At 39.7% G+C, this 10,995-nt stretch carries 10 protein-coding genes, 2 tRNA genes and 2 pseudogenes; 7 read left to right on the forward strand and 7 right to left on the reverse strand.

All coding sequences use genetic code 11. The annotated features are described in order from the left end of the window. Positions 1-7 precede the first annotated feature (7 nt). Positions 8-658: a UvrY/SirA/GacA family response regulator transcription factor gene (uvrY, locus tag AADY36_RS10415; RefSeq protein ID WP_054564041.1), complete on the reverse strand. Its 651-nt coding sequence runs from the start codon at positions 656-658 to the stop codon at positions 8-10. Positions 659-766: 108 nt separating this feature from the next. After that, the gene (locus AADY36_RS10420; protein WP_054553767.1) at positions 767-1,918 is read right to left on the reverse strand and encodes a dicarboxylate/amino acid:cation symporter; all 1,152 of its coding nucleotides are present in this window, start codon (positions 1,916-1,918) and stop codon (positions 767-769) included. A gap of 215 nt (positions 1,919-2,133) precedes the next feature. On the opposite strand from AADY36_RS10420, the gene AADY36_RS10425 reads away from it, so the two are divergent. The 3 genes from AADY36_RS10425 to AADY36_RS10435 all read left to right on the forward strand — a co-directional run bounded on the left by AADY36_RS10425 (position 2,134) and on the right by AADY36_RS10435 (position 6,230). Then, positions 2,134-4,467 (forward strand): carbohydrate binding family 9 domain-containing protein, encoded by a 2,334-nt coding sequence (locus AADY36_RS10425; RefSeq protein ID WP_342408951.1) that lies wholly within the window; start codon positions 2,134-2,136, stop codon positions 4,465-4,467. Positions 4,468-4,665: 198 nt separating this feature from the next. Further along, positions 4,666-5,634 carry a cysteine synthase A gene (cysK, locus tag AADY36_RS10430; RefSeq protein WP_058583732.1) on the forward strand — a complete coding sequence of 323 codons (969 nt, stop codon included), beginning with the start codon at positions 4,666-4,668 and terminating at the stop codon, positions 5,632-5,634. 155 nt (positions 5,635-5,789) lie between these two features. Continuing rightward, positions 5,790-6,230, forward strand: a complete 441-nt coding sequence (locus AADY36_RS10435; RefSeq protein WP_055022408.1) for a hypothetical protein — start codon at positions 5,790-5,792, stop codon at positions 6,228-6,230. 75 nt (positions 6,231-6,305) lie between these two features. On the opposite strand, the gene AADY36_RS10440 is transcribed toward AADY36_RS10435, so the two are convergent. Together AADY36_RS10440 and AADY36_RS10445 are read right to left on the reverse strand one after the other, a co-directional pair. Further along, on the reverse strand, positions 6,306-6,605 hold the full coding sequence (locus AADY36_RS10440; RefSeq protein ID WP_054564021.1) for a DUF6172 family protein: 300 nt from the start codon (positions 6,603-6,605) through the stop codon (positions 6,306-6,308). A gap of 173 nt (positions 6,606-6,778) precedes the next feature. Further along, positions 6,779-7,294 carry a VC2046/SO_2500 family protein gene (locus AADY36_RS10445; protein WP_332393597.1) on the reverse strand — a complete coding sequence of 172 codons (516 nt, stop codon included), beginning with the start codon at positions 7,292-7,294 and terminating at the stop codon, positions 6,779-6,781. Between the two features lie 112 nt (positions 7,295-7,406). On the opposite strand from AADY36_RS10445, the gene AADY36_RS10450 reads away from it, so the two are divergent. Beyond that, a tRNA-Tyr gene (locus AADY36_RS10450) sits at positions 7,407-7,491 on the forward strand. 49 nt (positions 7,492-7,540) lie between these two features. Further along, a tRNA-Tyr gene (locus AADY36_RS10455) sits at positions 7,541-7,625 on the forward strand. On the opposite strand, the pseudogene AADY36_RS20865 reads toward AADY36_RS10455, so the two are convergent. Then, positions 7,589-7,825 (reverse strand): annotated as a pseudogene (locus tag AADY36_RS20865) (pentapeptide repeat-containing protein); the annotation flags it as partial. The gene AADY36_RS10455 and the pseudogene AADY36_RS20865 sit on opposite strands and share 37 nt — an antisense overlap. A gap of 4 nt (positions 7,826-7,829) precedes the next feature. Between AADY36_RS20865 and AADY36_RS20870 the strand changes: the two are divergent. Beyond that, positions 7,830-8,108 (forward strand): annotated as a pseudogene (locus tag AADY36_RS20870) (pentapeptide repeat-containing protein); the annotation flags it as partial. Here the strand turns inward: AADY36_RS20870 and AADY36_RS10460 are convergent. Next, positions 8,054-8,734 carry a M48 family metallopeptidase gene (locus tag AADY36_RS10460; RefSeq protein WP_250660139.1) on the reverse strand — a complete coding sequence of 227 codons (681 nt, stop codon included), beginning with the start codon at positions 8,732-8,734 and terminating at the stop codon, positions 8,054-8,056. The pseudogene AADY36_RS20870 and the gene AADY36_RS10460 overlap by 55 nt on opposite strands. 102 nt (positions 8,735-8,836) lie before the next feature. Between AADY36_RS10460 and AADY36_RS10465 the strand changes: the two genes are divergently transcribed. Continuing rightward, positions 8,837-9,817 (forward strand): ion channel, encoded by a 981-nt coding sequence (locus AADY36_RS10465; protein ID WP_062566990.1) that lies wholly within the window; start codon positions 8,837-8,839, stop codon positions 9,815-9,817. On the opposite strand, the gene AADY36_RS10470 is transcribed toward AADY36_RS10465, so the two are convergent. Beyond that, positions 9,814-10,884 (reverse strand): GGDEF domain-containing protein, encoded by a 1,071-nt coding sequence (locus AADY36_RS10470; protein WP_054564025.1) that lies wholly within the window; start codon positions 10,882-10,884, stop codon positions 9,814-9,816. The genes AADY36_RS10465 and AADY36_RS10470 overlap by 4 nt on opposite strands. Between the last annotated feature and the right edge of the window lie 111 nt (positions 10,885-10,995).

A 10,995-nucleotide genomic window follows, 5' to 3' on the forward strand; every position in this document is an offset into this window, starting at 1 on the left:
GAGCAAATTAATGCGAGCTATCAATGTCGATCATTTTATGACGAATTGCTAAATGGGTAAGTTCAACATCCCCCCCTACATTTAGCTTTTCAAACATGCGATAGCGATAGCTATTCACTGTTTTTGAGCTTAGGTTCAAGCGATCCGCAATATCTTGCGCTTTCTCACCTTTAGTGATCATCAGCATGATTTGCAGCTCACGCTCAGACAAACTCTGGAATGGGTTTTCATCTGTGCGACCGCTTACCTGAGCAAGGGCAATTTGTTGTGCAATTTCAGGCGCAATATAACGTTGCCCTGCATTAACCGCACGAATAGCGTTAACCATTTCATCAGAGCCGGCACCTTTTGTTAGATAACCGTGAGCACCGATTTGCATTACTTTGCTTGGAAATGGATCTTCACAATGCACAGTAAGCACAATAATTTTTACATCAGGGCAATAACGACAGATTTTTTTTGTCGCTTCTAAACCGCCAATACCTGGCATATTCATGTCCATCAACACGATATCAGGTGAATGTTGACGGCAAAATTGCACCGCTTCTTCACCGGTTTTAGCTTCACCCACCACTTTAAAACCACGAACATCATCAAGTATACGTCTGATCCCTGTCCGTACAAGTTCATGGTCATCAACTAAAAGTACATTAATCAATGGAACACCCTCAAATAACCCAAATAGCTGCTTTCGCACAGTTTAATGTGCCACATTAGCACAGAAAAAGTGAAACGATAAATCAAAATATCGTTTCACTAATTAATTTTAAGCTGATGCTTTCTCGCTGAAACGATCAACCCATAGGGCAATGATACCATCACCTGTTACATTACAGGCAGTACCAAAGCTATCTTGTGCTAAATAAAGTGCAATCATTAATGCAACTGCACCTTCATTAAAACCAAGCATACTTGTTAAAAGACCCAATGCCGACATAACTGCCCCACCTGGTGCGCCAGGAGCAGCAATCATTACAACGCCTAGCATCATAATAAATGGCAACATACCAAATAACGATGGTACATCCATATTCGGTGATAAGAACATAACAGCCATTGCACATGTCACAATCGTAATTGTTGAGCCTGATAAATGGATAGTTGCACATAAAGGTACTGTAAAGTTAGCAACATCTTCTTTTACGTTATTTGCTTTGCTTGAGCGAAGTGAAACTGGAATTGTTGCTGCACTCGACATTGTACCTAAAGCAGTAAAATAAGCGGGTAGCATATTTTTTACAAGCTCTAAAGGATTACGCTTTAGTAAAAGGCCTGTAGATACATATAAAACAGTAAGCCATAGCCAATGCATAATTAATGCAGCTAGCAAAACAATACCAAATGTTTGCAGCGTATCAACCACGGTGCCAGCAACTGTCATTTCCGCGAAAACACCGGCAATGTAGAAAGGTAACGCAGGAATAATTACTTTTGCTAATAAGCCATCAATCACATCACGGCCCTGATCAGATACTTTCTTTAACGTATCAAGCTGTAACTGGCTCATACCAATACCAAAAATGAATGCCGCAGCAAGTGCTGTCATTACACTCATAAGAGGTGGAATTTCTAGATCAATAAAGCTGCCCACTTCGGTCGCAACTTCTGCTTCAAACGTTAAACCGCCATCAAACAATGGGATCATAGCGCTGACAAGTAAAAAAGCTAAGGTTCCAGCAATAACGGTTGAACCATATGCAAAGCCAACAGTTTTTCCTAACAAGTGGCCTGACCCTTTTGGTAAACCAGCAATACCTGATGCGATAAAAAATAAAATAATTAACGGGATGGTAAAGGTGATCAACTGACCTATTATTTCTTTTACTGTGTAAAGGAGTTCAACACCTGTTAGTGGCACATATAAGCCCACTAAAATACCGGCAACAATACCAGCAATTAATTTTAGAATTAAATTCATAACGATCACTTCAATTTTTAGGTGGTAATCTTTTACCACGTTTTAGTTTACTTTTGTTATAAAACAGCCAAATTAACGTTTAACTGCGCAAATTACCACCACAGCTTGTTAGAATCTAATTTGAACGTAAATATATGCGCCCTGTCGCGTTGCATTTGTTAACAAAGTTGCAAATTAATAACATGCTCGCAGTTTTGAATACCCGTATAGTGCTTATGTATAAATCAATGTTAAGTGCCGCTCTATTAAGCGTGCCTTTTACCAGCTTGGCCACCAGCCAACCTGTCACCCTTCCTTTTATTGCGGAGCAGGCAACAATTGACGGCCAGCTCAATGAGCCAAGTTGGCAACGTGCCAAAAAAATTACCATAGACAACGTTACTTGGCCTTACGAAAACAGTAAAAGCCCAGTTACCACCCACGCTTATGTTTATGAAGATGGCGAAACACTTTTTATTGGCTTTGAAGCAAATGACCCAAACCCAGAACTTATTCGTGCTTTTTACCGTGACCGTGACGCAGCCTGGGATGATGACCTAGTCGGGCTAAAAATTGATTCATACAATAATTCTCAATTAGCTTATCAATTTTTTATTAACCCACTTGGCGTACAACAAGATTCAATAGAAAACGAACTGACTAAACATGAAAGCTCATCATGGGACGGTATTTGGGATAGCGTCGGTGTTATTCATGATAAAGGCTACACAGTTGAAGTTGCCATTCCATTACGCGTATTGAATTTTGACGACAGCGTAGCAAGTAAGACTATGGCGATGGAGTTTTTACGCTTTTTACCGCGCAGTGAACGATTACGTATCTCAAATATGCAAATTGACCATGGTAACAACTGTTGGATTTGCCAAATGCCAAGTTACCAAGGCTTTGAACAAGCAAAGCAAGGCAATAACGTGGCGATTATTCCATCTGTGGTGCTTGGCAAAAATGAGACTCGTGAAATTGATGGCGCACAAGTTGATGACTGGGAGTCAGAGAACAACACTGAAGCCAGCCTCGATGTTAAATGGGGGATCACCCCAGATATCACCTTAAATGCGACGATTAATCCTGATTTTTCTCAGGTTGAAGCGGATGTAGCACAATTGAGTGTGAACAATAATTTCAGTTTATTCTTCCCAGAAAAGCGTGCCTTCTTTTTAGATAACGCTGACTACTTTGCCTCAACACTTAACCTCATTCATACCCGTAATATTGCCCAGCCAGATTACGGCACGAAAATCACCGGCAGCAAAAATGGCCATACATTTGCCGGCTTCATTGCCAATGATACGCAAACCAATGTGCTGATCCCGGGCAATTTAGGCTCATCTCTTGTCGCCCTTGACGAGAAAAGTGAAAACGGTGCCCTGCGTTATCGATACGATTTTGAATCTGGGTTATCACTCGGTTCAACGGCAACACACAGACAAAGTGATGATTATAAAAACACGGTTTACAGTATTGATAGTAAATACAAACCAACAGTGAACGATGTTTTCTTAGTGCAAGTATTAAAATCACAAACGCAATACAGCCAAGATTTTATCGATGAGTTATGTGATGGTGATAACTGCTTACAACCCGAGCAAGTAATTTGTGAATTAAATAGTGACTGCGACTATAACGAAGGCGTACTTCGTGTTTTAAGTAAAGAACAGCAATCGGGTACTGGCTACTACCTAAAGTATCAACACGACGAGAAGTACTGGCGTGCCTTCGCTGATTATAATTATCGTGATGCTGATTTAAGAGCTGACTTGGGCTTTATCTCACAAGTTGATTTTAAAAAGTTTACGACTGGTGGCGAATACCGCTGGTATGGCGATAAAGGCAATTGGTGGAATCGCGCTAACCTTTACGCCGATTGGGATATTACCCATAACGAAAATAACGAACTTCTTGAAAAAGAAGCACAAACTAGTTTTTCAGTCAGCGGCCCGTTACAGAGCTTTTTTGAGGTCTCTGTTGAGCACCGTAACCGCACTGGTCTTCGCCACGATAAATCACGTTTAGATATTGACGGCAACACAGACTTGTTTAGCGAAAATGGCGTTGGTTTTTACAGTGACTTTAAACCAAAAGCAGGGGTATTTGCTTCTTTATATATGTACACAGGTAATGCCGTTGATTTAGCGAATAACCGCGTGGGTGATAAGTTCCATATACGCCCTGTGCTGAATATGAACCTTGGTAAGCATTTTGAAGTGCGTTTACGTCATACTTATGAACAGCTTGAAGCCGATGGCAGTGAAGTATTTACCGCCAACTTAAGTGATGTACGTTTTACTTACCAATTCAACGTGAATAGCTTTTTACGCCTTGCAGTCATTTATACCGATTTAGAACGCAATCAGGCTAATTACATTGATGATGTAGATAGCCAATATAAAAACCTAGCCACTCAGCTGTTGTATTCTTATAAGCTGAATCCGCAAACGGTATTCTTTGCTGGCTACTCTGATAATGGCTACCAAGATGATGAGCTATCATCAATTACTAAAGAGCAGCGTACGTTATTTGCCAAGTTTAGCTACGCTTGGTTACTCTAAGAGCCTATTAGCGCACCTTTTGGTGCGCCCTCCCCTTTCTTTGTTTGCTTATTCCTAAATGCTATAAGCCTATTCGCTATATGTTATAGCCAAACTTTACTTTCGTTTTTTATTCACCACAGTAAAGTGTGACTATTACAGATCACTAGCCTTAGCTAGTTGATCAACGATTGAATAAATTGCTTCCAAGGGAACACTATGTCTAACATTTTTGAAGATAATTCATTAACGATTGGTAATACACCAATTGTAAAGCTTAACCGCGTAACCTCAGGTAATGTTTTTGCTAAAGTAGAATCACGTAACCCAAGCTTCAGTGTTAAATGCCGTATTGGCGCTTCAATGATCTGGGAAGCAGAAAAGTCAGGTGTATTAACCAAAGAAAAAGAGTTAATCGAACCGACTTCAGGTAACACAGGTATCGCCCTTGCGTTCGTAGCAGCTTCTCGTGGCTATAAGCTAACCCTGACTATGCCTAACACAATGAGCTTAGAGCGTCGTAAATTGTTAAAAGCCTTAGGTGCTAACCTAGTTTTAACTGATGGCGCTAAAGGTATGAATGGCGCGATTGAAAAAGCAAAAGAAATTCAAGCCAGTGAGCCTGAAAAATACATTCTTTTACAACAGTTCGAAAACCCAGCTAACCCGAAAATTCACTTTGAAACAACGGGCCCTGAAATCTATGAAGCAATGGACGGTAAAATCGATATCTTCGTAGCGGGTGTTGGTACAGGTGGTACTATTACAGGTGTTAGCCGTTACCTTAAACTAGAAAAAGGGTTAAATGTACAATCAGTTGCTGTTGAACCAACTAACTCACCAGTTATTAGCCAAACCTTAGCTGGTGAAGAAGTTAAACCGGGCCCTCATAAAATCCAAGGTATCGGTGCAGGCTTCATCCCTGGCAACCTTGATTTAGAAGTTGTGGACGCTGCAGAGCAAGTATCAAATGAAGATGCGATTGCTATGGCTCATGAACTAATGAAAAACGAAGGGATTTTAGTGGGTATTTCTTCTGGTGCTGCAGTAGTTGCGGCAAAACGCCTTGCTGAAAAACCTGAAAACGCAGACAAGAACATTGTGGTAATTTTACCAAGTGCGACTGAGCGTTACTTATCTAGCCCATTATTTGCTGAAGAGTTCAGCGATAAAGAGCTTGTTCAGTAACCACTAAGAATCTCTTAGTTGTTAAAAAAGGATGCAAACACGCATCCTTTTTTATTATCTACAATAAATAAAACCAATAATTTTACCGAGTTAACTTTACATCATGCTCATTTAGTCACACACTTAATTTTAAGTTCACTCGTAAAACTACAACAATGAAAAATATACTTTTAACTATTATCCTTCTAAGTAGCAGCATTCTTTTCGGTTGCGGTTCTGAAGACGCACCAAAGGGCGAAAAAAACACCCCAGGTAATGTAGCGACTCTCTATTTTGATGCTTTATACAACCAAAACGATTTAAATCTTGCGATGGAATATGCCACGCCTAAAATGGCGAGAATTATGAAATCTTATGGCACCGCTGGGCAGTTCGCACGTAACCTGGTTAATATGCAATACGATGAAGTGGTGATTGAAGTCGATATGACTAACATGAGTCTACGCGAACAATATGGCGATAAAGCTAACATCAATTTGATTTTTACGGGTTATTTTAATGGTAAGAAAATTGATGATATGCGCAGTGTGAAAATGATGCGTAAAAAAGGCAAGTGGTACATTGAAAAAATTAATGCCGATCCATTTGCGCGATAATTAATTACGAAAACTAAAAAAGGGCCTGAAGGGCCCTTTTTTTTGAAAGAGTATTACTGCAGAACAGTATGGATATTACTCTTCGTCAAACTCTTGATGTTGACGCTGTGCAGGACGCGCTAAGATTTCAACGTAAAACGATGTAAGCTGTTTTGCTTCGATATCGCTAATACATTTATTAATCTCTGCCACGTGAACGACATTGGCCTCATCCGCTGATTCACCAAACTTACAGTCAAACGCCCAATAGTCGGCGCCTGCTGGGAGTGTTTTATTACGCTCACGTTTTAAGTATTTTTTTACTTCGTGCTTGGCTGCATCAACCATACGAGGATATTTAATTTTCTCGTGGTTTAGCGTGAATGTTTTCTTCATTATAGTCCTAGTAACTTGGTTCAATGACAATGGCATAAAGCCATAGACTGCTATTATAACAAGCACATCTTAATTTAGCTGTACTTTTTGCAGTTTTACTTAAATATAAGTCTATTCTTAGCTTATTCTTAGTGTATTCGAAGTCTATGACATTTCGATTAAGCCACTTATACCTAAGCTGTAGCTAAATGAAGAGGTTGATGTATCGCCTCGTCAGTAAGGCTATCATAAAATGCAGCTGCATCGATTTGTGGGCGCTCAACGGGTTTATTTTTTTCATAAAAGCGTTTTCTAACTGCAGGCTCACAGTTATCAATCACTTCTAGCGGCACATGTTGCTTATCATCACGAACATTCAGTGGCTCTGGGTTTAAACAATGACGTAATCTGATGTCTGATAAACCACCTTGCAATAGTCTAAGTGCATTTTCTTGCCCAATCAGCATATCAAACTGTTCGGGAGCTAATGGTTGTGTGGGGCCTGCACCTAACTCGGTGCGCAAAGCAGATTCAGATACTTCAGGGTTGCTTAATTCAGTTTTTGGCAGGTGAAACTGGCTAAAATCGAGCGCATCATGAGAAAGCATAGCTAGTAATAAAGCAAATTCTCCAGAGCGGTGCTCGTGAACACTTTTATTTAGACGATTATCGAGTTGGCTCTCTGTGAGCAACAAATCATCAATTTGCATAGTCTTTAGCCAAATAGTTTCTTGATTAACCAGTTATCGGCATTTATGCATTTTTCTTTAGTTTTTTTCTTTACTTAAATAATAAGTTTGCTATTATCAGCGCCGTTGCATTGGAGGGGTTCCCGAGCGGCCAAAGGGATCAGACTGTAAATCTGACGGCTCAGCCTTCGCTGGTTCGAATCCAGCTCCCTCCACCACTTTCCTTCTTAGAAAAGTGGGGCCAAATGCAATAGTAAAAATTTGTGTGGAGGGGTTCCCGAGCGGCCAAAGGGATCAGACTGTAAATCTGACGGCTCAGCCTTCGCTGGTTCGAATCCAGCTCCCTCCACCACTCTTTACTCTTTCTAGCTTTACTCTTTCTAGCTTTACTCTTTCTAGCTTTACTCTTTCTAGCTTTACTCTTTCTAGCTTTACTCTTTCTAGCTTTACTCTTTCTAGCTTTACTCTTTCTAGCTTTACTCTTTCTAGCTTTACTCTTTCTAGCTTTACTCTTTCTAGCTTTACTCTTTCTAGCTTTACTCTCGCTAACTTTACTCTCGCTAACTTTACTCTCGCTAACTTTACTCTCGCTAACTTTACTCTCGCTAACTTTACTCTCGCTAACTTTACTCTCGCTAACTTTACTCTCGCTAACTTTACTCTCGCTAACTTTACTCTCGCTAACTTTACTCTCGCTAACTTTACTCTCGCTAACTTTACTCTCGCTAACTTTACTCTCGCTAACTTTACTCTCGCTAACTTTACTCTCGCTAACTTAAGCTACCAACTCAAACTACTTCCATTTGCTTTTAACCATTGCTCGGCTTTTTTATAATTTGGATAAAACTGGTTCACACGTTGCCAAAACTTAGCGCTATGGTTCATATGTAAAAGATGCGCAAGCTCATGTACAACCACATAATCAATCACCCAGGTTGGCGCACTTGCTAAATGTAAATTAAAAGTCAGCTCGCGGCGTTTATTACAACTGCCCCAACGACGTTTATAATGTTGAATTTTAAGCTTTGTCGGTAATGTTTCTGACATCTGCAAACAATAATCATGAACACGCATTTCAATATAGCTTTCAAGCTTTTCATGTAAAAACTGCTCAAGCAAAGCTAGGTAGTTAGCTTCTTGATGTTTGACGCGTGATGATATTGATAAGGTAAGCTGAGACTGTGCATCTTGTTGCCACATGCTTTTCGGGCCTTTAGCGAATACTATCGGCACGTTTTGCCCAAACAACTTAATAGTGGCGTTTACTAATGGTAGTTGACGGCGTTCAGCATGAATGGATTGTTTTGCTATTTGTTCAGCGACCCAATCTTGCTTGGTCTTTAGCCAAGCATCTATTTCAGTTTGTGGAACATAAAAAGGCGCATAAACGGTCAATTTCTGCTTGGCAACTTTAATTGCGACGGTTGTTCTGCGCTTACTACGCTTTAGGGTGTAATCCAACAAAGGTCAGCCAATTCGATTAATAAAAATAAGAGATTCCATTTTACCCTGCTAAATAGCTGCTAATCTATAAAGATGACTCAAAAATAAGTTTTCACCTTTATGCCTGACAAACCATGTTGTAGTTATACCTCACCAACAGGTAACAAGTGCCAAGAAACAGATATGGGCTCTGGATTTTGCTTTTGGCATGATAGTAAATTTGATAAATCAGGGCTAGATCTAACCCAAAAATTAGAGCGCTATGCAAAAAAAGGTGGCTTATTAGAAGGCCTGCAATTGCAAAGAGCGAACCTTTCAGGACTTAACTTAATAAAGCAGGATGACGAAGAAGGTTATGATCTCTCCTATTGTAATTTTTATCGTGCGAATTTAACGGGCGCTCACCTATTTAATAATAAAATCGCCAATGCTTCATTAATGAAAGCTAATTTACATAGCGCGAGTTTGCATTACTGTGATTTAAAAAATACCAACTTACTAGGTATTAAGCTCAACGACAGCAGAATTGATAATATCGAATTGGGTAACCAATTATTACAAGAAGCGGCTGCATTTAAAGCTCGTAAAAATAAGCAGCATGATGAAGCACGAGACTTATTTGAGCAATCTGAAGAAATATATCGCAATTTAAGAAAAGCCTCTGAACATCAAGGGCTTTTTGAGCTCGCCGGTAACTTCACCTACAAAGAATTAAGAATGCGTCATGCGCAATACCGAAAAGGCTCAACCAAGCAAATTACTTCTAGCTTTATAGATATGTTATGTGGTTATGGCGAAAAGCCCGAAAATGTCATTCGCTTTAGTCTGTCACTCATTATTTGCTGTGCATTTTGTTATTTCTTATTCGGGGTTAGTTATCAAGATTCTGTGATGCAACTGAGCTTTGAAAACTCATTTCAAAGCAATTTGTCGGCCTTACTGAATAGTTTTTATTTCAGCGTGGTGACTTTTACAACGCTTGGCTATGGTGACATTACGCCAATAGGTTTTTCGAGGTTAATCGCAGCCATAGAAGCATTTTGTGGTAGCTTCTCGCTCGCTTTATTCGTCGTTGTTTTTGTAAAGCGCATGACTCGCTAACGCATGATGTATGAACCCTTATGCTCTTTTGCCTGATACATTTTTTTGTCGGCACGATTAATTAACTCTTCAGCATCTACTGTGCTATCAAGCGGTGCTGCAATAAGACCAAAGCTTAAATGCAGCTCAGGGTATTGTTGTTCAAATGCGGCTATAAGTTTTTCGCAAATACTAAAAGCGCTATCTAACTCGCAATCAGGTAAAATGATACAAAACTCATCCCCTCCATAGCGGCACGGTATATCAATCTCGCGAATATTTTCAAGTAAGTATTGCCCTATATATTTAAGGACTTCGTCGCCTTTTAAATGCCCTTGTGTGTCATTCACTGACTTAAAGTCATCAAGATCAAAATAAACAACCGTTAATGGTGATTTGTGACGTCTGGCTCTGGCAAGGTCGCGTTGTAATAGCTCTTGCATGACACGCCGGTTGTAGAGGTTGGTGAGTGGGTCGAGTTTAGCGAGTTTCTCTAGTTCTTGAGTGCGCTGAGCAACTTTTTCTTCAAGGCCTTTTGCATACACTTCGGTGCGGCGTTTCGCATTTTCAATTTCGCCCACTAAGCTGTCGATATAAGTATCAAAGACCAAGGTCGTATCAAAGTAAATTAATTTATCAATGATGTTAAGGGTATGATTTAATTCTTCTTGATCGCTTATTGTGGTGCGAAGTACATTAAATATGAGCTCTTTTAAAGTACACACAGCCGATAAGTAAAGCTTAGGTTCAACACCAATACGCTTATGCACCATACCAATCCGTAAGCGGTTATTAACATACTCATGTTCGTAACGACCGCAAAATAAATCGATTATATACTGCCTTTGCGCATCTCTGAGTCGTGTTAAAGTATCCGCATCACCAATTAATAACGAAATTTCATCTACTTCAGTTTGTTTTTTATAAAACTCATTAACCACATTTTCAATGGCTGATTCTATAATGGGCTTGTAGTTTAATAATGATGAGAGACTGTTTGAAGTCAGCCCTAATAAACTCATTCTGTGCTGAATTTCTACATCATTAATTTGCATTTGTTCAACTAAAGTTTGCTCGGTTCTTCTCATCTACCCACCTCGAACTACTCCTTTTTAATTAAATATAGCCAAGGTTTTGAATCCTACGTACTTAAGTGATAGGTTTTTCTCTAAATTCAGAACAATTTGTATTAGACTGCT

The organism is Pseudoalteromonas sp. D15MCD-2 (assembly GCF_038562745.1).
Classification (GTDB): domain Bacteria; phylum Pseudomonadota; class Gammaproteobacteria; order Enterobacterales; family Alteromonadaceae; genus Pseudoalteromonas.

What these genes read in the sequence shown, in the direction of transcription:
- AADY36_RS10425 (WP_342408951.1), top strand. Translation starts at nt 2,134, where the DNA reads ATGTATAAATCAATGTTAAGTGCCGCTCTATTAAGCGTGCCTTTTACC.
- AADY36_RS10465 (WP_062566990.1), top strand. Translation starts at nt 8,837, where the DNA reads ATGCCTGACAAACCATGTTGTAGTTATACCTCACCAACAGGTAACAAG.
- AADY36_RS10470 (WP_054564025.1), bottom strand. Translation starts at nt 10,884, where the DNA reads ATGAGAAGAACCGAGCAAACTTTAGTTGAACAAATGCAAATTAATGAT.
- AADY36_RS10420 (WP_054553767.1), bottom strand. Translation starts at nt 1,918, where the DNA reads ATGAATTTAATTCTAAAATTAATTGCTGGTATTGTTGCCGGTATTTTA.
- AADY36_RS10440 (WP_054564021.1), bottom strand. Translation starts at nt 6,605, where the DNA reads ATGAAGAAAACATTCACGCTAAACCACGAGAAAATTAAATATCCTCGT.
- AADY36_RS10435 (WP_055022408.1), top strand. Translation starts at nt 5,790, where the DNA reads ATGAAAAATATACTTTTAACTATTATCCTTCTAAGTAGCAGCATTCTT.
- cysK (WP_058583732.1), top strand. Translation starts at nt 4,666, where the DNA reads ATGTCTAACATTTTTGAAGATAATTCATTAACGATTGGTAATACACCA.
- AADY36_RS10445 (WP_332393597.1), bottom strand. Translation starts at nt 7,294, where the DNA reads ATGCAAATTGATGATTTGTTGCTCACAGAGAGCCAACTCGATAATCGT.